Origin of the sequence: Bradyrhizobium zhanjiangense (genome assembly GCF_004114935.1) — a bacterium.
Lineage (GTDB): Bacteria > Pseudomonadota > Alphaproteobacteria > Rhizobiales > Xanthobacteraceae > Bradyrhizobium > Bradyrhizobium zhanjiangense.
Genome location: NZ_CP022221.1, coordinates 5,056,064 through 5,077,078 on the forward strand (window position 1 = coordinate 5,056,064; position 21,015 = coordinate 5,077,078).

21 protein-coding genes and 1 riboswitch are annotated in these 21,015 nt (G+C 61.1%); of the genes, 12 read left to right on the forward strand and 9 right to left on the reverse strand.

What is annotated here, in order from left to right:
• Window positions 1–569: 569 nt before the first annotated feature.
• Window positions 570–677: riboswitch (SAM-I-IV-variant riboswitch) on the forward strand.
• A gap of 128 nt (window positions 678–805) precedes the next feature.
• Both XH85_RS24195 and XH85_RS24200 read left to right on the forward strand, forming a co-directional pair.
• Window positions 806–1,051: a hypothetical protein gene (locus tag XH85_RS24195; RefSeq protein ID WP_128933804.1), complete on the forward strand. Its 246-nt coding sequence runs from the start codon at window positions 806–808 to the stop codon at window positions 1,049–1,051.
• A gap of 2 nt (window positions 1,052–1,053) precedes the next feature.
• The gene (locus XH85_RS24200) at window positions 1,054–1,866 is read left to right on the forward strand and encodes an N-formylglutamate amidohydrolase (protein ID WP_164940077.1); all 813 of its coding nucleotides are present in this window, start codon (window positions 1,054–1,056) and stop codon (window positions 1,864–1,866) included.
• 184 nt (window positions 1,867–2,050) lie between these two features.
• Here XH85_RS24200 and XH85_RS24205 read toward each other — a convergent pair whose 3' ends face one another.
• From XH85_RS24205 to XH85_RS24245, 9 genes are read right to left on the reverse strand one after another with little or no spacing between them, the layout of a single operon-like run.
• On the reverse strand, window positions 2,051–4,390 hold the full coding sequence (locus tag XH85_RS24205; protein ID WP_128933806.1) for a xanthine dehydrogenase family protein molybdopterin-binding subunit: 2,340 nt from the start codon (window positions 4,388–4,390) through the stop codon (window positions 2,051–2,053).
• On the reverse strand, window positions 4,387–4,866 hold the full coding sequence (locus XH85_RS24210) for a (2Fe-2S)-binding protein (protein WP_128933807.1): 480 nt from the start codon (window positions 4,864–4,866) through the stop codon (window positions 4,387–4,389). Before XH85_RS24210 ends, XH85_RS24205 begins: the two co-directional genes overlap by 4 nt.
• Complete coding sequence (locus tag XH85_RS24215) at window positions 4,863–5,732, reverse strand: FAD binding domain-containing protein (protein ID WP_128933808.1); 870 nt, start codon at window positions 5,730–5,732, stop codon at window positions 4,863–4,865. Before XH85_RS24215 ends, XH85_RS24210 begins: the two co-directional genes overlap by 4 nt.
• Before the next feature lie 2 nt (window positions 5,733–5,734).
• Window positions 5,735–6,520: an alpha/beta fold hydrolase gene (locus tag XH85_RS24220; protein WP_128933809.1), complete on the reverse strand. Its 786-nt coding sequence runs from the start codon at window positions 6,518–6,520 to the stop codon at window positions 5,735–5,737.
• Between the two features lie 10 nt (window positions 6,521–6,530).
• A complete protein-coding gene (locus tag XH85_RS24225) occupies window positions 6,531–7,250 on the reverse strand; it encodes an ABC transporter ATP-binding protein (protein ID WP_245473380.1) in 720 nt (239 codons plus the stop codon).
• Window positions 7,240–7,983, reverse strand: a complete 744-nt coding sequence (locus XH85_RS24230; RefSeq protein WP_128933811.1) for an ABC transporter ATP-binding protein — start codon at window positions 7,981–7,983, stop codon at window positions 7,240–7,242. The genes XH85_RS24225 and XH85_RS24230 overlap by 11 nt, the downstream gene beginning before the upstream one ends.
• Window positions 7,980–8,981: a branched-chain amino acid ABC transporter permease gene (locus XH85_RS24235; protein WP_245473381.1), complete on the reverse strand. Its 1,002-nt coding sequence runs from the start codon at window positions 8,979–8,981 to the stop codon at window positions 7,980–7,982. Before XH85_RS24235 ends, XH85_RS24230 begins: the two co-directional genes overlap by 4 nt.
• A complete protein-coding gene (locus XH85_RS24240) occupies window positions 8,978–9,838 on the reverse strand; it encodes a branched-chain amino acid ABC transporter permease (protein ID WP_128933812.1) in 861 nt (286 codons plus the stop codon). The genes XH85_RS24235 and XH85_RS24240 overlap by 4 nt, the downstream gene beginning before the upstream one ends.
• A 52-nt stretch (window positions 9,839–9,890) precedes the next feature.
• Window positions 9,891–11,111 carry an ABC transporter substrate-binding protein gene (locus XH85_RS24245; protein ID WP_128933813.1) on the reverse strand — a complete coding sequence of 407 codons (1,221 nt, stop codon included), beginning with the start codon at window positions 11,109–11,111 and terminating at the stop codon, window positions 9,891–9,893.
• Window positions 11,112–11,340: 229 nt separating this feature from the next.
• On the opposite strand from XH85_RS24245, the gene XH85_RS24250 reads away from it, so the two are divergent.
• The 10 genes from XH85_RS24250 to XH85_RS24290 all read left to right on the forward strand — a co-directional run bounded on the left by XH85_RS24250 (window position 11,341) and on the right by XH85_RS24290 (window position 21,006).
• Window positions 11,341–11,976: a GntR family transcriptional regulator gene (locus XH85_RS24250; RefSeq protein ID WP_128933814.1), complete on the forward strand. Its 636-nt coding sequence runs from the start codon at window positions 11,341–11,343 to the stop codon at window positions 11,974–11,976.
• A gap of 31 nt (window positions 11,977–12,007) precedes the next feature.
• A complete protein-coding gene (locus tag XH85_RS24255; RefSeq protein ID WP_128933815.1) occupies window positions 12,008–13,099 on the forward strand; it encodes an amidohydrolase family protein in 1,092 nt (363 codons plus the stop codon).
• A 395-nt stretch (window positions 13,100–13,494) separates the two neighbouring features.
• Window positions 13,495–14,316, forward strand: a complete 822-nt coding sequence (locus tag XH85_RS24260; protein ID WP_164940828.1) for an alpha/beta hydrolase — start codon at window positions 13,495–13,497, stop codon at window positions 14,314–14,316.
• Between the two features lie 54 nt (window positions 14,317–14,370).
• Window positions 14,371–14,550: a hypothetical protein gene (locus XH85_RS24265; protein WP_128933817.1), complete on the forward strand. Its 180-nt coding sequence runs from the start codon at window positions 14,371–14,373 to the stop codon at window positions 14,548–14,550.
• A gap of 69 nt (window positions 14,551–14,619) precedes the next feature.
• Window positions 14,620–14,886 carry a hypothetical protein gene (locus XH85_RS46840; protein ID WP_245473790.1) on the forward strand — a complete coding sequence of 89 codons (267 nt, stop codon included), beginning with the start codon at window positions 14,620–14,622 and terminating at the stop codon, window positions 14,884–14,886.
• A gap of 47 nt (window positions 14,887–14,933) precedes the next feature.
• Window positions 14,934–15,728 (forward strand): alpha/beta fold hydrolase, encoded by a 795-nt coding sequence (locus XH85_RS24270; RefSeq protein WP_245473387.1) that lies wholly within the window; start codon window positions 14,934–14,936, stop codon window positions 15,726–15,728.
• A 645-nt stretch (window positions 15,729–16,373) separates the two neighbouring features.
• Window positions 16,374–17,288 carry a LysR family transcriptional regulator gene (locus XH85_RS24275; protein WP_128933818.1) on the forward strand — a complete coding sequence of 305 codons (915 nt, stop codon included), beginning with the start codon at window positions 16,374–16,376 and terminating at the stop codon, window positions 17,286–17,288.
• A 164-nt stretch (window positions 17,289–17,452) separates the two neighbouring features.
• Window positions 17,453–18,865 carry an MFS transporter gene (locus XH85_RS24280; RefSeq protein ID WP_128933819.1) on the forward strand — a complete coding sequence of 471 codons (1,413 nt, stop codon included), beginning with the start codon at window positions 17,453–17,455 and terminating at the stop codon, window positions 18,863–18,865.
• A gap of 217 nt (window positions 18,866–19,082) precedes the next feature.
• A complete protein-coding gene (locus XH85_RS24285; protein ID WP_128933820.1) occupies window positions 19,083–19,787 on the forward strand; it encodes a haloacid dehalogenase type II in 705 nt (234 codons plus the stop codon).
• Window positions 19,774–21,006, forward strand: coding sequence for a CaiB/BaiF CoA transferase family protein (locus tag XH85_RS24290; RefSeq protein WP_128933821.1), 1,233 nt, complete (start codon window positions 19,774–19,776; stop codon window positions 21,004–21,006). The genes XH85_RS24285 and XH85_RS24290 overlap by 14 nt, the downstream gene beginning before the upstream one ends.
• Window positions 21,007–21,015: the final 9 nt, after the last annotated feature.

A 21,015-nucleotide genomic window follows, 5' to 3' on the forward strand; every position in this document is an offset into this window, starting at 1 on the left:
AACCTGACACTAAGGCCGGTCCGATTTGACCGATGACGGTATCTGCTACAAGTCGAGGAGAGCACAATAGCAGACCGTTCCGAGTTTGAGGCCTGTCTAATGCCACGATTGATTCCGATACTTGCTGAAGGTACAACCTGTCAGAGCCAGCCAAATTTTCCTGTGAATTCAAGACCAAAAATTTGCGACGGGTATACCGTCGGCATTTGTCCGTCAGATTTGAAGGTTTGTTCTTGTAAATCAACGGCGAAACGTCGTTCGAAATGATTGAGTGGGAGTAGTGCAATCGGGCGCTGTTGCGCGGTTAGGCGTAGTCTTGGCGTGGCTGCTTGTCCTGAGTCCGAGCGTTGACCCGAGTTCTGACCTCCACTTAAGCGGGATCAGTGTCTGGATTCCACCTCGCTCAGGCGAACGGAGTGTTGTGGCGCACTACAGCGTACAGAGCGGACGGAGCACGTCAGGCGGGCTTCAGTTGAGGGGTCGGTAGTGATTTCGAAGTCGATGGACCTCTGGACGCGAGAGCAGATCGGGGGCGCCACTTGAACGCCCCTCGTTCGTCTCCTATGTACAAGGTACATCAAGACGAAGGCTGGTACCTTCACCAACCTGCCCGCTGCGGTAAGGTGGTATCCACACTTGTGGGATGGGGCCATCCAGTGGCAATCCAAGCAGTACAAGCCTCCGGCGAAGCTCAGGGGGCAACATGTCTATCCCACCTCCAAATCTGTATTCCGCTCCGCCAACGCGGCGCGGTGTCATCATCGGACTGGCCGCGTCTTCTCTTCCCGCTCCAGCCATTGTCCGCGTGGACCGCATCATGCCAATCCGCAGCATGATAATCGCTGAAACCGGCTGTTCATCATCGGGCTTTGTCCAGCGCCTGCTCTATAACGCTCTCGCCAGCGGTCTTGCCCGAGGCCGGATCGCGATCAGGATGAACAACAGGACCGTGACCTTGCATGAAGCCGAACGGCTGGTCCGCAACGCGCACCAAATTGGCCGGATCAACGAGCCCGACGCGCCATGGGCCATCCGGATCGGGGAGAACTGACGATGACCGTGCGGCAAAGCATCGAAACCGGAAACGGTATGGATGCGACAAAGATCGCTGTACTGCACATTCCTCACAGTTCTCGCCTGATACCGGCCGACGAGCGTGCGCAACTTTCCGTCAGCGAGTTGGAGCTCGAAACAGAGTTGCTGCGAATGACGGACGCCTTCACCGCCGAGCTGTTCCCACCTACGCTTCATGAAGCGGAGCGAGTTGTGTTTCCAGTGAGCCGGCTGGTATGCGACGTGGAACGCTTTCCCAAGGATGCAGACGAGCCGATGGCAGGCCGCGGCATGGGCGCGATCTATGGCGCAACCAGCACCGGGAGCCGGCTGCGGGCCACAGTTTCGGTGGCTGAACGTGAGCGTGTCATGACCCGCTGGTATTGGCCGCATCATGAGTTACTCACTTCGGCCATTGACAAGGTGCTCCGCCGTGAAGACCGTTGCCTCATTATCGATTGCCACAGTTTCGCTGATCGTCCGCTACCGCACGAGCCTGACCAGGACCCGCAGAGACCTGAAATCTGCATTGGCACGGATTCTCTCCACACCGCGCATGGACTGGCTGGAGCAGTTGCAGACGCTGCAGGGAAGCTCGGGTTCACCGTTGCTGTTGACAGACCATTTGCGGGCGCGCTCATTCCGGCGAAACACTACGGTGCCGACACGAGGGTCCAATCGATAATGATAGAGGTGAACCGGCGGGTCTACATGAATGAGCTTACCGGCGATCGTCTCGTCAGCTTTGAGAAGTGCAGGGAAGCGGTTGGCACTCTTGTGTCGACTGCGGCGACTTTCTTCCTTTCTGCATAGCCATAGAGCGCACTCGACACTGGCGCGGGGACGAATGCATTGCTGCGAAACGGCGGTGAAGATCTGGCTGGCTTGTCGGGCTAGTAAGATGCTTCGGAATCGCGCCGGACAGCGGGATCGGCGACTTCCGGTGCAAAGTGCTATGTTCGCTGGTGATCAGGTCGGGTGATGGCCTGATTGGCAATCAGGCCTGCGCCGCCGATCCGCTCAGCTCTAACCATTTCATCACCTGTTGCGGCGAAATCGGGTGAAGGTGGATGAACGGCGCATTTGATCCCAGCGCATTCTCGACGGCCGAGATCACGCAGGCCGCGGCTGGAATTGTGCCGCCCTCGCCGGCGCCTTTGACGCCGATCGGGTTGCGCGGAGACGGTGTCTCCATGTGATGGATCTCAATCGGCGGCATCTCGGAGGCCAAAGGTAGCAGGTAATCGGCGTAAGTGGTCGTCAGAGGCTGACCGGCTTCGTCATAGATCATCCGTTCAAACAGCGCGTTGCCTATCCCGTGCACCACCCCGCCACGAATTTGGCCGTCGACAATCAGCGGATTGATCAACTTGCCGCAGTCGTGAACCACAACGTAGCGAACAACCCGCACATCACCGGTCTCAGGGTCGATCTCGACCTCGCAGGCGTTAGCGCCATAGGCAAATGTCAGGGCGGTGGAGTTGAAATAGGCAGTCGCAGCAAGGTCGGGTTCCATGGCGCCGGGCAGGCTCATTCCGACATTCCCGGCCAGCGTTCGTGAGATTTCCGACAGGCTGACATTCAATCCCGGGACCCCTTTGACGCGTACAGCGCCGCCTTCGAGTTCAAGATCCTGCTCTCCGACTTCCAGCTTGTGGGAGGCAAAGGCGATGGCCTTGGCTCGCACCTTCTGTGACGCCAGTTCAACCGAAGAGCCGGCTGTTACTGCGATCCGGCTTGCAATGGTGGACATGCCCAGCGGGAATTTCGACGTGTCGGCGGTCTCGACCCTGACGTCATTCAGGTCGACGCCGAGCGCGTCGGCGGCGATCTGCGCAAGCGCCGTGCGGTGACCTTGGCCCTGGCTTGATGCACCGGTGCTGACAACGACCTTTCCCGCCGGCGTGACCCGAACCGAAGCTCCTTCAAACGGACCGAGGCCGGTATCCTCGACGCAGGATGCGATACCAAGACCAAGCAGCTTGCCGCGCTTCGCGGCTGCCGCGCGGCGGGCTTGGAAGCCGGAAGCGTCGATTTTATGGAGTACGAGATCCAGAGCGGCGATGTAGTCGCCGCTGTCATAGGAGATCGGTGAGCCATCACGCGCCTTCATGCCAGTAGAGTAAGGCATCTGGTCGGCGCGAACGAAGCTGCGCCGGCGCACTTCCTGTCGGTCGATGCCGAGGTGGCGCGCGATACGGTCGGCGAGGCGTTCAAGCAAAAACGCGGCGTTTGGACGGCATGCGCCACGTACCGGTGACGTCGGCACCAAGTTGGTTAACACGACGTCAATTGTAAGGTCGAGCGCCTCAAGCGCGTATGGGCCCGGAAAGCTGGCGAGGGCTGTTGCCGGCAGAATGAGGCCGTAGGGCGCGTAGGCGCCGTTGTCGTGAACGCAATGGCCCCGGATCGCGCGCATGCGCCCGTCATGGTCGAAGGCGACATCGAGCGTCCAGACCTGTCCGCGCTGCTGCGTCGTGGCGACGAAGTGCTCCTGGCGGTCCTCGATCCATTTGACCGGCCGCGCGGTCTTGAGCGCGGCGAGCGCAACAGCGAACTCCTCCGGATAGACATTGGCCTTGGGGCCGAAGCCGCCGCCAACATCCGGCGTCATGATGTGGATCTGGCTCTCATCGCGGTTGAGATAGGTCGCAAGGTGTCGCCGCACCATGTAGGGCGATTGCGAGGACGTAGAGAGCGTCAGCACGTCTGAATGCGGATCGACGCTGGCAACCACGCCGCGGCATTCCATAGAATGGCAGCCGCCGCGATGAATATCGAAGCGTTCGGTGAGGACATGGTCGGCCTTCGCAAACACCGCGCCGCAATCGGAGAAGCCGGCCTTCATGGTGGCCGCGATGTTGCTCGGCCGCTTGCTGTCGGCTCTGGGCGCTCCCGCCTTCGAGGCAAGGACGGCGTCGGCAACGGCCGGCAATTCCTCGATGTCGAGCGACACGGCGGCCGCGGCATCTTCTGCCCTTGCCCGGTCGTCGGCCAGCACGATCGCGATGGCTTCGCCGACGTGACGCACTTCCTCGACAGCCAACGGGTGATAAGTAATCGGTGTCGGCAGGAGCGGGTGCGGGGCCATCGGCGGCATCTGGCCCTGCGCAATACCTGCGAAATCCGCCATCGTGTAAATCGCCACGACGCCCGGCATGCCGCTCGCTTCGCCCGTGTCGACGCTCCGGATGCGGCCGTGGGCCACACTCGCCCGGACGAACGCGGCATGCAGCATGCCCGGGAATTCCGAGTCGTCGACATAGCGTCCGCGTCCTGTCAGCAGGCGGGGATCCTCGACGCGGGTGACCGCAGCTCCGAAATAACGCGCGCTCATGGGCGGCTACCCTTTGCTGCGGCGGCTGTCAGGGCCGCTTCGACGATTCCCTGGTAGCCGGTACAGCGGCACGTGTTGCCGGAGATCGCTATCCTGACGTCCTGTTGGGTCGGAGAGGGCGTGACGCGCAGAAAAGCTTCGAGCGTCATCAGCATACCCGGCGTACAGAACCCGCATTGCAATCCGTGATGATCGGCAAAAGCCTGCTGCAGCGGGGAGAGTTGGCCGCCCGTGGCAAGGCCCTCGACCGTTTCGACCGTGCAGCCGTCGATCTGGACGGCCAGCATCAGGCACGATCGCACCGGTGCACCATCGACGATGACGGTGCAGGCGCCGCAGACGCCATGTTCGCATCCGACATGTGTTCCGGTGAGCCCCAGGCCGTGACGCAGGAAGTCGGCCAAGTGCGTCCTTGTCTCGGCGCTGGCCTCGCGCCGCTCGCCGTTGAGCGTGAAGGTCAGGTGTCGTTCGCTCATGAGCGCTGTTCCAGGCTGGTGCAGGCCTCGCGCAAGGCGCGGCCGAGCAGGGTGCCGGCGAGATGGCGGCGATAGTCCGCCGTCACCTGAACGTCTTCCATCGGATCGAGCGCGCGTGCCGCGTCAAGGATCGGCGCGAGCGCGATCTCGCTGGCGATCTGGCCGACGAGAGCCGCTTCAGCTTCGTAAAGACGCCGTGGAGCCTCCTCGACACCGAACACCAGCAGCGCCGCTCGCGCGATCCGACTGCCACCGTCGGCCTCGAGCAGTGCAGCCGCACCGGAGATCGCAAAGTCACCGTGGCGGCGCGCGTATTCGGCGAAGCCGTAGCCGTGGCCTTTGGCCCAAGGTCTGAATCGCACGGCCTCAAGAAATTCCTGATCGTCGAGCGATGATTGCAACATGCCCTGAAACCAATCGGCGGCCGCGATCACACGGCGACCCTTTGGTCCGATCGCGACGAATTCAGCATCGAGAGCGGTGCAGATCGCCGGCTGCTCGGCAGATGGATCGAGATGGCAGCAGCTACCCCCGATGGTTCCGCGTGATCGGGTCTGGATGTGGCCGACATGCTCGAGCGCACGAGTAAGCAACGGCAGGCGATCACGGATGATCGGCGAGGAGAGAATATCGGCCTGACGCGTCATGGCGCCGATTTCGATTCCATCGGCCGTTTCGCGAATACCCGCCAGCTCCGGAATGCGGTTGATGTCGATCAGGTGATCGGGCGCGATCACGCGCAGGTTCAGCATCGGCATCAGCGACTGACCGCCGGCCAGGATCTTGGCGTTGTCGAGGCTGGTCAGCAGTGCGCCGAGCTCCTCGCGCGTTTGGGGACGGTGATACTGGAACGACGGCGGTTTCATGATCAGGTCAATTCGAGGAAACCCGAGATCGTCTTGATGAAGGCCTCGGGCGCCTGCGCCATCGGCGCATGACCACAGCCGGGGATTTCGATCAGCTCGGCCTTTGGGAGCGCGCGGGCCAGGGCGCGCGCCATCTCGGGCGGCGTTGCGGCGTCGAGCTCGCCGACCACAACCAGCGTCGGATTGCGAATGGTCGCAATGCCGGACGTCAGATCCAGTGCGGCGAGCGCGAGACACGCCTCGGCGAAGAATTCCGGATTGGTCTTGAGCAGGGCATTGCGCCGCTCGGTGAAGACTTCCGGGTGCGCCGCGATGTAGTCTTCGGGAAACAGCCGCTTCATCGCCACATCGATGATGGCCCCCATGCCGGCCTGGCGAACGCGTTCGGCCATGGCATAGAACGACTGCTTGCCCTCAGGCGAGAAGGTTAGTCCGGTGTCGGCCAGCACGAGGCGATCGAACTTGCCGCCGTGGCGGATCGCTAGGGTGCTCGCGACAAAGCCGCCGAAGCCATTGCCAAGGACGTCGGCACCCGTGCCGAGATCCAAGGCATCGAACAGCCCCGAAATTCGGTCCGCGATTCCCTCGATCGTTGCCCCGGCGGGTGACGAGCCGCCGAAGCCGGGCAGATCGGGCACGATCACCCGCCGGGTTCGCGCCAGCATCGGCACGATCCGGTCGAAGATGGTGCGATCGGCAAGGAGCGAGTGCAGGAGCACAACGGTCTTCCCTGCTCCGGATTCCGCGATGTCGAGAACGCCATCGCGCACGGAAATCGACGACCTCATGCTTGACCTTTCAATATACACCAAGGAGTTGCTGGATCCGCGCACCATCGGCGCGAAGCGCTTCCGCCCCGCCCGTATGCGCGACATAACCTGTATTCAGGACCACGATGTCGTCGGCGATCTCAAGGGCAAGCTTGATGTTCTGCTCGACCAGAACGATCGAGAGGCCGCTGTCGCGAAGACGCCTCAGAACGGTCGCGACCTCCGTGACGATCTGCGGCGCCAGACCCTCCGACGGTTCGTCGAACAGGATCAGCCGCGGATTGGTCATCAAGGCACGGGAGATCGCGAGCATCTGTTGTTCGCCGCCGGACAGGGAGCCGGCGAGCTGCTGCTTCCGCTCCGCCAGCCGTGGGAAAGCTTCGTAGACATCGTTCAGCGTCCAGTCCGATCGATGACCCGCGCGGCTGCGGCGCGCGGCGACGGTGAGATTTTCGACGACGGTGAGTGAGGGGAATATTCTCCGGCCCTGCGGAACGAGACCGATGCCGCTCAGCGAGATCGCCTCCGGCGACAGGCCGGCGATCGATTGGCCGAACAGCTCAAGGCGCGCAGTCCTGGCGCGGACCAGGCCGACGATGGCGCTGATGCAGGTGGTCTTGCCGGCGCCGTTGCGGCCGAGCAGGCCAAGAACCTGCCCTTGTTTCACCGTGAAGGACACATCATGCAAGACGTGGCTGTCGCCGTAGAATGCGTTGAGCCCGCCGATCACCAGCGCGTCAGTGCCCAAGATACACCTCCCGCGTCTTCGGATCGGCGACCACCTCGGCGCGATTTCCTTCCACGACGATCTGGCCGTGCTGCATCACCGTGATGACATCGGCAAATGCGAGCGCGACGTCCATGTCATGCTCGATCATGATGATCGTCACGTCACGCGGAATCGTTTGCAGCAGGCGCTCGACGTCCCGGCGCTCATCCGCCGAGAGGCCTGCCAGCGGCTCGTCCAGTAGCAACAGTTTCGGCTTCTGGGCGAGCGCCATTGCGATCTCGAGCCGGCGCTTCTCGCCGTAGCTGGTATCCGCCACCGTTCTCTCGGCAAGATGCTCCAGGCCGACGAGGGCCAGGATCGCCCGCGCCTCGCCCCAAAGTGCCTTGTGCTTCCTGATGTCCGATAGCGGATTGAAGCGAAGCTTGAGCAGGCCCAGCAGCGAAATGACGACGTTGTGAACCAGCGTGTTCTTGGGAAAGAGCGTGATGATCTGGTAGGTGCGCGCCATCCCGAGATGGGTGCGCTGGTCCGCGGTCTTTCCGGTGACGTTCTCGCCGAAGATTCGGATTTCGCCACGCGATGCCGGAAAATCGCCGGCGATGAGATTGAAGAGGGTCGTCTTGCCGGCACCGTTCGGTCCGAGCAGCAGCCGCCTTTCGCCGACCGGCACGCGCATCGAGACTTCACGCACGGCGGGCAGGCCGCCGAAGAAACGATGAAGTCCTTTCACCTCCAAAGCGGGCGCGGTCATGTCGGCCGCTCCTCGGTCACGGGCAGGGCAGACCTGGCGGACGAGGCCGGCTGCATCTTCATCGCCGCGCGCAGCCGGCGCAGGCCGGGCACGATGCCCTCCGGCATGAACAGCACGATCGCCACGAAGACGACGCCAAGCAGCATCAGCCAGCGCGTGATGTAGGCGCTGACGACGTTCTTGAGGATGACGACGAGGGCTGCGCCCACCACCGGACCAAACAGGGTGCCGGTCCCGCCGGCCACGACCATCAGCAGCGTTTCGGCGGACGTCGTCAAATGGAGCGCCTGCGGACTGACGAACTGGTGGTAGTAGGCGTAGAGCATGCCGGCAATCGCGCCCCAGAATCCGGCGAAGACAAAGCTCAGCCACTGGACCATCCACACATTGTAGCCGAGCGCGCGCATGCGCCGCGGCTGATCGCGTGCGCCTTGCAAGCTTTGTCCGAGCCCCGACTGGACGAAGCGCGAGATCAACCACGCCGCCAACACCAGAAAGATCAGGGTGAAATAGAAGAACGCGGTGGGATTCATCAGGTCGATCCCGAACGGCCGTGGCCGGACCGGGCCGCCAAGCCCATTGTCACCGCCGGTGAGGCTCGCCCATCGATAGGCGATGCCCCACAGGATCTGGCCGAGCGCCAGCGTGATCATGAGTAAGCCCAGTCCGGACGCCCGAAGCGCAAGGTAGCCGAACAGCATGGCGAGGAGTGTCGTCGTCGCAATCGCAATCAGCGCGCTGGCGAGCGACCCCAGCCCGGCATGCGTGCTGAGGTAGATCGTGAGATACGCAGCGACGCCGAGATAGGATGCGTGGCCGAGCGAAATCATTCCGCCGAACCCGACCAGCAAGTTGAGGCTCATCGCCAGGATGGCGGCAATCACGACTTGTGTCGCGATATTGATGTAGTAGTCCGATGTCACGAGCCACGGCATCGCCAGAAGCGCGGCGATGGCGAGCAGGGCGAGGACCGCCTGTGGACGCGAAGCGGGGTTCAAATGGCTTGCCTCCCGAACAGACCGGTGGGACGCAACGTCAGGACCAGCACCATCGGCAGGAACAGGATCATGTAGGCGAGGTCGGGAAAGAGCGCCTGGCCGTAGCTGTAGATGAAGCCGATGATCAGGCTGCCGACAAACGCGCCGAGCAGGCTGCCGACCCCGCCAAGGATCACGACAACGAGGGCTAACGGCAACATATCCGTGTCGAGGCCAGGATAGACCGAGAGGATAGGGCCCGCCAGCACGCCGCCGGCGCCGGCAAGCGCCGAGCCAAGACAGAACACCACCGGGAACAGGACCGATGTCCGGATGCCTATGGCGCGCGCCATGTTGAGATCGTCGACCCCGGCGCGGATCATCGCACCAAGCCGGGTGCGCTCGAGCAGGAACCACAACGCGGCCGCCAGCGCGAATGCGATGCCGATGACAAAGAGACGATAGATGGGAAAGGCAAGTTGATGGACCCGGAACGCGCCGGCCAGTTCACGCGGCATCGGCACCGGGCGGGGATCGCCTGTCCAGATCCAGACGCACGCGTCAGCGATGATGAACGCGATCCCGAGCGTCACCAGCACCTGTGCGAGTGGTTGTCCGGTCAAGCGACGCAGAATGAGCCGCTCGATGACGGCGCCGAGCGCGCCAATCGCGATGCCGCCGATCAGAATGGCGGTCCAGAAGCTGGCACCGGCGGCCATGGCCGAAATCCCGACATAGGCCCCCAGCATGAAGTAGGCACCGTGAGACAGGTTCACGATGCGCATGAGACCGAAGATCAGCGAAAATCCGGACGCAAGAATGAAGAGGAGAGACCCGAAGGCCAGGCCGTTCAAACCTTGAATGACCCAGAAATTCATTCGGGAATCTCTCTTCGCTCCGGCGAATGATCTGACGCTGCGTGAAACGAACCTACTTGGCCGGCGTCCAGTCACGCGAATAGACCGGGCTCTTCAGAAACTCATCGGGCCCATAGGTCCAGAACTGGCTGACCGCCGGATAGGTCTTGATGACGGTGTTCTGCAACTTGCCGTCCTTCTTCTCCACCTTCCGTATCGTGATGTCGAGAATCGGCTGACCGTATTGGTCGAGCTTGACCTGCCCGTAAGGACTTTCAGGCATATTGACGCTTCGCAGGGCCTTCATGAAGGCCGCCTTGTCGGAAATATCGCCCTTCACCTGTTCGAGCGCGTTGTTGAGGAATTCGCACGCCATGTAGGCGCCCACCGTGTAGTAGCCGGGGTCGGCGTTGTAGGCCTTGCGCACGGCCTCGACGAACTTCTTGTTGGCGGGAGTGTCGATCGCCGCGCTGTACCAGCCGGCGGAGATCACGCCGAGCGCTTCGTCCCCCATCCGTTTGAGGATGCCTTCATCGACCGTCGTCATCGCGCCGAGGACGGGCTTCTGCATCCCGTAGTTCTTGTATTCGCCGAGAAACTTGATGCCGTTGCCGCCCGCGAACCCGGCAAAGACCGCATCCGCAGTGGGATCGATCTGGGTGATGTAGGTTCCGTACTCGGCGGCATTCAGCGGCGACCAGAGCTTCTGGATGACCTTGCCGCCGTTCTGTTCGAACGTGCGCTGAAATCCTGCGGAGAGTTCGTGGCCGAATGCAAAATCGTCGGCGATGATCACGATGCGCTTGTACTTCAATTCCTTGGCGGCATATTCGCCGAGCGCATGATGGGCCTGCGCCGAGGTGCCGACCGCGCGCACGAACCATGGATTGGGCTTTCGCTGCGTGAGGTCTTCCGCAGCCGCCGATGGAGAAATGATCGGAGTCTTGGTCTGGCGGATATAGTCATCGATGGCCAGGGCCTCGAACGCCGCCAGCGGACCGATCAGAATCTGCGCGCCATCGCGCTCGACCAGCTCCTGCGCCTTGGTCTTGGTCACGGCCGGTTGACCGGCTGTGTCGGCGGTGATGATCTGGATCTTTCGGCCGGCCATCTCGCCCTTATGCGCATCGACGCACAGCTGGAGTCCTTCCTCCATCTGCCGGCCGCCCGCGGCCAGCGCGCCTGACCTGACGGTCATGAACCCGACCTTGAGCGGCTCTGCCGCTTCGGCAGCGCTCACCAAGGCCCAACCGATCAGGAACGTGGTCGAAAAGAGGGCGCCGATCCGCCGCATGTTGCACCTCCCGGAAACAGATATTGATACATCTGATGTTGTTATTGTTTGCCTTCTGAGATGTCACGAGAGCCCGGGATGAGTCAAGAAGATCGTCAAAATGGCCATAATGCCCGCAAAATTGATGGTGTGGTCGAGCATCTCAGGGTATCTTGCGTGTCGAGAGGCGTTATTTGGGGCAGTATTGTGATATCTCACAAGCGGCCCCGACGGAGCATTTTCGGGCGCAATGCAAAGCAAACGGATTTACGGGCTGCTGCGGCAGCAAATTCTGACCTGCCAGTTGCCGCCAGGCCGTGAGCTGCGCGAGCAGGAGCTCGCCCAGGAATTCGATGTCAGCAAGTCCCCGGTGCGCGAGGCGCTTCAGCAGCTGGTCAGCGAGGGTCTCATCATCGTCATCCCGCGCCAGGGTTACCGCGTTGCACCGGTGTCGCTGCGGGATGCGAACGAGGTTTTCACCTTCCGCCTGGCGATGGAGCTCGCCTGCCTTGCCGAGGCGGTGAAGAACGCGTCCGAGGACGAACTCAAATCGCTCGATCGGTTTCGCGAGTTCGACGGTGACTATGAGCGCGAGTTCATCGCGTACAACCGGGATTTCCATTGCACGCTTGCACGTTGCTCGGGCAATGCGCGCATGGCGCGAACCACGTGCGATTTGATCGAAGAGACCGAACGTCTGGTGCGGATGAGCGTCGCGGCGGTGCGCGGGCCGAATGCGCACAAATTCGTCGAAGAGCACAACGCCATCATTACGGCGCTGCAGGCGCGTGATTCGCGCCGTGCGGTCAGCCTGCTACGGGCGCATGTGGGGGCCGCGGTCAAGCGCTTCAGCACGGCGCTCGAATGGACGGTAATGCAGGCGTAGCACCAATCTCACTGGCCACAACGGATTCCCCATGATCGATCGCAAGAATCGCTACGGCCTGACGGCTGCACGTATCCAGGACGCGGATGGGCGCGCGCGCCGGCCTTCGTCGCCAACCATCGATATCCATGCCCACATCGTCGTTCCGGAGGCGGCCCAGGTTGCGCGGCCGCATCTTGATATCAGCAGAATTCCGCTGGCCCATTTCGCGGATGCGGCGAGCAAGGAGATCAACGCCGGACAGGAGGAGGACCTCAGGAAGGTCATGACGACGATCGATCGGCGGCTGTCCGATCTCGACCGGATGGGGATCGACATCCAGGTCGTCGCGCCCGCACCGGGACAGTGCTACTACTCCCTAAATCCCACAATCGCGGAATCGGCGCATCGGATCGCAAATGACGGCGTCGCCGAATTCTGCTCGCGCAAGCCTGACCGCTTTCTCGGGCTGGGCGGGGTCACGCTGCAGCAGCCCGAGCTCGCGGTGCGCGAGCTCGACTACGTCATGTCGGAGCTGAAGCTGAAAGGCGTTCAGATCCTGACCAATGTCGACGGCAGGGAATTGTCGGACCCGGAGTATCGGCCGTTCTTTGCGCGGGCCGAGCAACTCGGCGCCCTGATCATGCTGCATCCGAATGGCTTCACCCATGGTGAGCGGTTCACGCATTTTTATTTCAACAACGTCATAGGCAATCCGCTGGACACGACTCTTGCGCTGCATAACCTGATTTTCAGCGGTGCGCTGGCGCGCTTCCCTGATCTGAAACTGCTCGCGGTGCATGGCGGCGGGTATCTGCCGGCCTATTCCGGCCGGATCGATCATGCATGGGGCGCGCGACAGGATTCTCGCGGCGATCTGCCTCTGCCGCCGACGACGTATCTTCGTCAGGTCTATCTTGATACGGTCGTGTTCACCTATCACCAACTCGCTTACCTGCTCGAGGTATTTGGACCGGATCGGATCTTGATGGGTACGGACTATCCGTTCGATATGGCGGAGTTCAACCCGATCGGCCACATCGCCGGGGTCAACGGCATGGATGAAGCGACGCTGGCGCAGCTTGCAGGCGGAAACGCCATCCGCTTGCTGGATCTCGAATCTGTAGTGCAGGGCGCGAGCTAACGAGATCGCCGCGGAGAAGCTGATCTTGGGGCACCAATAAACTCGAGGGCGTTCCGACTGACTTAAGCGGCAGAGGCACCAATCGCCTTTGCCGCCGTCGCCCGCACTGGTGTTCGTCGGTGTGCATATTGATGCATGGCCTCGCTATAGTCGCTGAAGCGAGATCCTCTCTATGCTCGACGGCCGCGAGAGCGATCACTATTGGACTGGGAGTCGAGCACGCGTGGTGCGATCCTATGGCGCCGACAAATCTCGCGGCGCATTAAGGGAGACGTGTACGTCCGCTGCAGCGCAAAACAACGTTGGGCGATAGAGATTCCAACGGTGCAAAGCACCAAATGGAATATCCGCATGGATGCGGGTTTGATGTCAAAAAAGGACGAGGGAGGGATCATATGATAAAGTCAGTCCTTGCGTTGTTGGCTGCACTAATTTGCGCTGGACCTGCCTCTGCCCAGCAGGCGACTATTGTCAAAAGTGACATGCAGATCGACGGACTTGATCCGGGCATCAAGATCTTCGTTCGCGAAAAAATTGCGCAAGGCAACACCCGGTTTGCCAATGACAACATCGTGCTTTTTCTGCATGGCGCGACCGGCCCGTCCACCTGCGACTTCGATCTCCAGTACAAGGACTACTCTTGGGCCGATTGGCTCGTGAAGCGGGGCTACGTCGTCTACATGGGCGACTATCGAAACTACGGCGGTTCGACCCGCGAGGCTGCGATGGACGAGCCGCCCGCCAAAAACCAACCCCTCACGCGCTCATTTCTTGCACTGCGCGACATCGAAGCAATGGTCAACCATATCAAGCGTACCCGAAACGTGCAGAAGGTAACCCTGATTGGCTGGTCGTGGGGGGCCATGATGGCGGGCTATTATGCTTCCCTCCACTCCGAGAATGTGGAGAAGCTGGTGATGTACGCGCCGCTCTATAACTTCAACGATCACACGAATCTTGGTCCAGGTAGCGGATTGCAGAATAAGCGCAAGCCGACGGAGTTCAATTTCGCACTAGGTGCATATCGCGTGGCCTCTGAAGCGGCCAACACCGCGCGCTGGAACGGCGAAATTCCGGCCGAAAACAAGGACGAGTACCGCGATCCAGCCTTACCTGCTGCATTCTGGAGCGAGTGTTTGGCGACCGACCCGACCAGCAACAGCCGAACGCCGCCAAGCCTGCGGGCACCAAATGGCGTGCTGGAAGATTCGTTTTAACAGGCGACGGGCAGGCCGCTGTGGAATGCTGCCAATATATACGCGCCCACCCTGGTGATCGGCGGCGATTTCGATACGTGGTCGTTTCAGCAGGACCGAGAAGGTCTGATGCGCGAGCTCGTTCACGCTCCGATGAAGCGCAATGTTTTGATCAAGGACGCCACGCATTTTGTTCTCTTTGAGAAGAATCGCGAGCAATTTTTCGGGGAAATTCTGAAATTCATGAAGGAATGACTTAGGTGCGTCTGGCTGCGGTCCGGGCGTCTAGGAGTTTGACAACGTAATCGTATCCGGGAGGGACATATGTCGCGCTTTGCCATATTGGCGGGAATTGCCCTGCTCGTTGTCACAACGGCTACGGGAGCTCACACGCCGAGCCAACCACCGCATCAACTGTTCAGCGAAGGCGACCTCAAGTTGGAAAGCGGGGAGGTCATAAAGGATTTTTCAATCTCCTACGTCACTCACGGAACGCTAAACGCCAGGAAGTCGAACGCGATCCTGGTTGTTACGGCGATTAGCGGTAATCATCATCGCATTGATTTCATGATCGGACCGGGCAAGGCCTGAATCCCGACAAGTATTTCATCATTGCGACCGATGCCATTTCCAATGGACTGACGACGTCACCGAGCAATTCAACGGCGCAGCCGCGGATGTCGTTTCCAAAATTCACGATCCGGGACATGGTGGAATCGCAATACCGCTTATTGAAGGAGAAATTCGCAATCGACCACGTGGTCGCCGTCGTTGGACCGTCCATGGGGGGCATGCAGGTTCTGCAGTGGGGTGTCAGTCACCCCGAGATGATGGACAGTCTCATCGCCATGGTGCCGCTTGCCAAAACGCCGGCATGGACCGTTGCAGTCTTAGAGACTACCCGGAAAGCCATCATGCTTGATCCGGCATGGAATGGCGGAAACTACGCCGCGATTCCTGAAAAGGGAGTAAGGCTGTGGCGGGACATTCTCAATCTGCTCGCCGCGCGCACGCCTGACATGTACCAAGCGCAATTCAAAAATGGGACGGATGTTCTGCCATGGATGGTTCAGCAGGAAGACGCGGTGATGAAGGCATTCGACGCGAATGACTGGATCTACCAAACTTGGGCTTACGAAAGGCATGATGTTGGCACGACGCCAGGCTTTAATGGTGACACCGAGAAAGCGCTCGGCTCTATAAAGGCAAAGACCCTAATTCTCACTGGCACGAAGGACTTGCTTAATCCTGAATTCGAGCCACAGTCGGCCGCGCATGCCATCAAAGGTGCGCGTATCATTACGATTTCGCCTGGTACAATAACCGGACATGCCTCGGCCGGCGGCGGATTTCCGGCCGATGTGGAGTTTCTTAACCGCGAGGCTGGGACATTTCTCGATTCTGTAACAGATCACCGCAACAAGCCGCAGTGACACGGGACGATACCTTCCATTGACCTGGCTGCTTCGAGCTCTCCAAGCCTGTTTGCTCAGTCTCGCTAAGTATACGGCCCTCCGTAAGCTGTTCGGCAATCATCTGCGCCCTCGGCCCGGTACGCTATCCCCCAGCAGTGAACAGGCCATGAGCCGGCAGTTTCGTCCTCGACCGTGAAGTGGAAGTCCTTCAGGCGGTTCGCCTCGAGCAGTCTCAGCAGGGCGGGTATACCGTCGGGATTTGACCGTCAGCTTTGAGAATTTGTGCTTGCAAATCAACGCGGAAGTATCGTCCTAAATGATTGAGTGGGAGTAGGGCATTCGGCTGGTAATGCGCGGTTTAGCGTAGCTTCGGCGTTGTCGGTCTCACTCTGGTAGCCTCGACTTAACTCGAACGAGCTCGGCGCTCCAGCGCGTTTTGGCTGGCGGAGTATCTCGTCGAACCACAGCGTGCAGAAGAGCTGGAGCTGCTAGAGCCGAGGCGTTGATTTGAGGCCGCCCGCGATTGGCATTGCGCTTACCGCCGCCGATTGTCCTGAAACCGGTCACCTAGTCTAGACCTCTTCGAGAGCGAACGTTGACGCCGATTGATCTGGATTTGTATTGTGGATTTTATGGGTTTCATGATATCAATGATGGCGCGTCATGAACCTAAGATCTGTCGATCTCAATCTTCTGGTCGCCCTGAACGCTCTTCTTACAGACCTTCATGTAACCCGGGCTGCCGACAGGATTGGCCTCAGTCAACCCGCAATGAGCAATGCGCTCTCCAGGCTGCGTCACATCTTCAAGGACGAGCTTCTGGTCCGGACGGCCAACGGCATGCAAGCCACGCCGCGTGCGATCGAACTGGCGGAGCCGGTGAAGCGGCTTCTGCGGCAGGTAGAGCGCCTTCTGGATAGCGAATCCGCTTTCGATCCGACCACCACCACACGGAGCTTTTCCGTGAGGTTGTCCGATCTTCTCAGCCGTCTTCTTCTTCCCTCCGTCGGCAAAACGTTGGAGACGACGGCACCTTTCGCGCAGCTCGACGTCGTGCACTATTCACCGACGCAAACGGTGGAGGCCCTGGAGAAGGACGAAATCGACCTTGCGATCTCGATGGGTCTCGCCCATTCGAATTCGATCAAGTCGGTCGTCCTGATGAAGGATCGGATGGTGTGCGTGATGCGCGAAGGTCACCCTTTGGCGCAGCGCCCCCTTACAATGGAGACGTTTCTGCAGGCGGCGCATCTCAAGGTCTCGATGTCGCCGACAGACCTCCGTTTCGTCGATGACGTGCTTGCCCGGCAAGGGCTGACGCGCCGGGTCGCGGTCAACGTTCCCCATTGGCTGCTGGTCCCGCATGTGCTGCGGGATTCCGATCTGCTGTCGGTCATGCCACGGCGCCTAGCCTTCGCGATGGTCTCGGAAGATCTTGCGATCAGAGATTTGCCGTTCGCGTCCGATCCCTTCGAATGGTCGATGTATTGGCACCGAAGGCACGATGCCAGTCAGGACCTGAACTGGTTGCGTTCGATCTTCGTCGATGCCACGCGAAGCCTTCCCGACAGCGACTGAGAGAGGGCCGCTGACCGACCATCTATCGATAATCCGCAGCAACAGCAGGATTATTGGCCTGCCAAATAATGGAATAGCAGATTCCGATTAGACGCCGCCATCCCGATCGCCATCCTGCTCCCAAACAATTTCGGTCGATGTCTGTCGACCCTTGGGAGGGATGCATGCAAGAGATTTCAGACGTACAGGTGGCATCGGTCAACGCGGGCGCTCGTCTCGATCGGCTGCCGATTTGCGGTTTTCATTGGCGGATCCTTGCGCTGATTGGCGCGGGCATGTTCCTCGACGCCTTCGACATCTACCTCGCCGGCGGCGTTCTCGGAGCCGTGCTGAAGGAGGGTTGGTCGACACTCGAGCTCAACGCGGCGTTCGTCACCGCGACCTTCATCGGCATGACTGTGGGTGCCTGGTTCTCGGGCATTCTGGGCGATCGCTACGGTCGCCGCTTCTCCTATCAGGTCAATCTGGCCCTCTTCGGTCTTGCCTCTCTGGCGGCGGCGCTCGCTCCGTCCATGCAGGCGCTGATCGCCGCGCGCCTCGTCATCGGAATCGGGCTGGGCGCCGAGATCGTCGTCGGCTACGCGACGCTGACCGAGTTCGTCCCGGCATCGTCCCGCGGCCGGTGGATCGGCATCCTGGCCGTCATCACCAACTTCTCGCTGTTCGTCTCGTCGATGGTCGGCCTGTGGGTCATTCCGAGCCTCGGATGGCGCTACATGTTCGGCCTCGTCGGCGTGCTGGCTATGATCGTCTGGTTCCTCCGAAAGTCGATGCCCGAGTCGCCTCGGTGGTTGGCCGCTAACGGCCGCGGCGACGAAGCTGAGGCGATTCTCGCTCGCATCGAAGCGGAAGCTGCCAATAAGGTGCCGCTGCCGCCGGTTTCGACTGTGCAGCGTGTGGAAGACGAGGGCGGATCCGTCTGGCGCCTGTTCGCACCTCCTTACCTCGGTCGGACCTTGCTCGGCAGTCTCCTGCACATCGTCGTCGGCTTCAGCCTCTACGGCTTCATTGGCTGGTTGCCGACATTCATGGTGAAGGGTGGCCACAGCGTCGTGTCGTCGCTCGGCTACACGACTTTCATGTCGCTGGGCGGCCCGATCGGATCGCTGATCGGTTTGGCGCTGGCCGATGCGATAGGCCGTAGACCGTCGATCATCGGATCGTCGATCGCGGCGGCGACCTTCGGTCTTGCGTATCCGTTCATGCCGGACGGCGCTCCGCTCGTCGTGGTCGGCTTCCTTCTCGTCAGCGCGATTTACGTGATGTTGGCCACCGGCTTTGCCATGCACGTTCCGGAGCTCTTCCCGACCCGCTACAGGCTCCGTGGCACGGCCATCTGCGCGACCGCCGGGCGCGTGACGACAGCGTTGGTCCAATTCGTCGTCATCGCGATCTTCGCGTGGAAGGGGCTCGTCGGCGTGCTGGTGACGCTCGCGGGCATTCTTCTCTTCCAGGCCGTGGTCTTCATGATCTTCGGCTTCGAGACCAAGGGGCGCGCACTTGAGGAAGTCTCGGGCGCGCCGACCGGAACGGAAGCCTCGGCTTCGAGAGAGAAGGTCTTCGGCATCGGAGCCTAGTGGACGCGGACCACAAGTAGCAGTGGGCCCGGAGATCCCTTCGGGCTCACTGCCGTCCAGCCGTTTGCAGAAGTTGTGACTGAATCTGTAGAGCCGCGACGATAGTCACGACATTCACGTCGCGAATGTGCGCAGAAGAACAATCCATTTCGAAAATAGCGATGGATGCGGTCAAATCCGGATCATCCATTCAGCCGAAGAGCAAAGGGAAGAGGCAATGACCGACATCCAGAAACTGAAGGACACCATCAAGGTCTGCATGTTCGACCAGTACGGCACCGTCGTCGACATGCAGGGTGGCCTCGTCAAAATTGCGACGCCGTTCCTCAAGGAGAAGGGCTGGACGGGCAATCCGAACTCCTTCGTCACCTGGTGGCGCCGCACTCACTTCGAGAATTCAATGATCGACGCGCTGCTCCACCGCGAGCACACGCCGTATCGCGAGATCGGTCACCGCGCCGTCTCCCAGGTCATGGACCGGTCGGGCATCAAGCACACGAAGGACGAGGTGAAGTACCTGGTCGGCGAGATCGAGAAGCTCGAATGCTTCCCCGAGGTGCCGGCCGCGCTGGCGAAGCTGCAGAACAGGTACAAGCTGGTCGTGCTCTCCAACGGCGACCGCGACATGCTTGAGACGGCCAAGAAGTATCACAAGATCCCGTTCGACAACGTGATATCCGTCGCCGAGGCGAACTCCTTCAAGCCGCACGTCGCGACCTACACGAAGGCCGTCGAGATCCTCGGCCTCAAGATGGATCAGATCCTCTTCGTTGCCAACCACGCGTTCGACGTCATCGGCGCGAAATCGGCCGGCATGCGCACGGCGATGATCAACCGGCGTAACCGGCCGTTCGAAGAGACGCCGCACAAGCCCGACATCACGGTCGAGACGATGAAGGATCTGGCGGATGCGATCGTCTAGTACGGAGGCTCTCTCCGGCATCAAGGTTCTGGACCTCTGCCGCGTCGTCTCCGGCCCCTTCGCCACGATGCATCTCGGGGATCTCGGCGCGGATGTCGTGAAGGTCGAAGATCCCCGTGTCGGCGACGAAAGTCGCCGGTACGGTCCTCCGTTCGTCAACGGGGAGAGCTCGTACTTTTTGTCCGTCAACCGGAACAAGCGGAGCTGCGCGATCGATCTGAAGTCGCCGGCCGGCCGGGACGCGGTGATCGCGCTCGCCGAGGCCGCCGACGTTGTGATCGACAACTTCAGGCCCGGTACGCTCGACAAGTGGGGCCTGTCCTACGCCGCGATGAGCGCCGACAATTCAAAGCTCATCCACTGCAGTATCTCCGGGTTCGGCCGGACCGGGCCGGGCGCGAGCCGGCCGGGCTACGACCTGATCCTGCAAGGCGAGTCCGGCGTCATGGACATCACCGGAGACCTGGACGGCCCGCCCATGAAGGTCGGCACTTCCATCGCCGACCTTGTCACCGGCCTCTATGCATCGCAGGCGGTGCTCGCCGCGCTCATGAAGCGCGAGAGGAGTGGCGTCGGCGGACGGGTCGACGTCTCGATGCTGGATGCCATGGCGTCGCTGCTGACGTTCAACGCCGGCATGTACTTCGCATCGGGAGAAAGCCCGAAGCGTCGCGGCAACGTTCACCCGACCATCAGCCCGTACGAAACCTTCGAGGCGAGCGACGGCTGGTTCAACCTCGGCGTCGCGAACGACAAATTCTGGTCGCTGTTCTGCGCCGTCATCGGCCGCAAAGACGTCGAAGCCGATCCCCGCTTCGATAAGGCGCCGAAGAGGGCGGCGAACCGCGCCGAGCTGGGCGCGATTCTGCGCCCGATCTTCAAGGCCGAGCCGCGAGACCGTTGGCTCGAGGTCTTCGGCGGCGCCGGCATTCCGTGCGGTGCGATCAGGACGGTCGGCGAGGTCTGCGAAGCGCCGCAGCTCGTTCAGCGCGACATGGTCCAGACCGTGACGCACAGGATCGCCGGAGAGGTCAAGTTCGTCGCCCGCCCACTGCGTTTCGACGACAAGCCGCCCGCGCCGTCCACGCCGCCGCCGATCCTCGGCGAGCACACTGTCGAGGTGTTCGAGCACTGGCTCGGTTGGACGCAGAAGGAGGTGCTAGACTTCGCCTCCAAGGGAGCTTTCGGGGACGCTGCGCTGAAGCAGTCGGCCGAATAGGGAGCTGAA

What these genes read in the sequence shown, in the direction of transcription:
- XH85_RS24200 (WP_164940077.1), top strand. Translation starts at nt 1,054, where the DNA reads ATGACCGTGCGGCAAAGCATCGAAACCGGAAACGGTATGGATGCGACA.
- XH85_RS24205 (WP_128933806.1), bottom strand. Translation starts at nt 4,390, where the DNA reads ATGAGCGCGCGTTATTTCGGAGCTGCGGTCACCCGCGTCGAGGATCCC.
- XH85_RS24210 (WP_128933807.1), bottom strand. Translation starts at nt 4,866, where the DNA reads ATGAGCGAACGACACCTGACCTTCACGCTCAACGGCGAGCGGCGCGAG.
- XH85_RS24215 (WP_128933808.1), bottom strand. Translation starts at nt 5,732, where the DNA reads ATGAAACCGCCGTCGTTCCAGTATCACCGTCCCCAAACGCGCGAGGAG.
- XH85_RS24220 (WP_128933809.1), bottom strand. Translation starts at nt 6,520, where the DNA reads ATGAGGTCGTCGATTTCCGTGCGCGATGGCGTTCTCGACATCGCGGAA.
- XH85_RS24230 (WP_128933811.1), bottom strand. Translation starts at nt 7,983, where the DNA reads ATGACCGCGCCCGCTTTGGAGGTGAAAGGACTTCATCGTTTCTTCGGC.
- XH85_RS24240 (WP_128933812.1), bottom strand. Translation starts at nt 9,838, where the DNA reads ATGAATTTCTGGGTCATTCAAGGTTTGAACGGCCTGGCCTTCGGGTCT.
- XH85_RS24245 (WP_128933813.1), bottom strand. Translation starts at nt 11,111, where the DNA reads ATGCGGCGGATCGGCGCCCTCTTTTCGACCACGTTCCTGATCGGTTGG.
- XH85_RS24250 (WP_128933814.1), top strand. Translation starts at nt 11,341, where the DNA reads ATGCAAAGCAAACGGATTTACGGGCTGCTGCGGCAGCAAATTCTGACC.
- XH85_RS24255 (WP_128933815.1), top strand. Translation starts at nt 12,008, where the DNA reads ATGATCGATCGCAAGAATCGCTACGGCCTGACGGCTGCACGTATCCAG.
- XH85_RS24260 (WP_164940828.1), top strand. Translation starts at nt 13,495, where the DNA reads ATGATAAAGTCAGTCCTTGCGTTGTTGGCTGCACTAATTTGCGCTGGA.
- XH85_RS46840 (WP_245473790.1), top strand. Translation starts at nt 14,620, where the DNA reads ATGTCGCGCTTTGCCATATTGGCGGGAATTGCCCTGCTCGTTGTCACA.
- XH85_RS24275 (WP_128933818.1), top strand. Translation starts at nt 16,374, where the DNA reads ATGAACCTAAGATCTGTCGATCTCAATCTTCTGGTCGCCCTGAACGCT.
- XH85_RS24280 (WP_128933819.1), top strand. Translation starts at nt 17,453, where the DNA reads ATGCAAGAGATTTCAGACGTACAGGTGGCATCGGTCAACGCGGGCGCT.
- XH85_RS24285 (WP_128933820.1), top strand. Translation starts at nt 19,083, where the DNA reads ATGACCGACATCCAGAAACTGAAGGACACCATCAAGGTCTGCATGTTC.
- XH85_RS24290 (WP_128933821.1), top strand. Translation starts at nt 19,774, where the DNA reads ATGCGATCGTCTAGTACGGAGGCTCTCTCCGGCATCAAGGTTCTGGAC.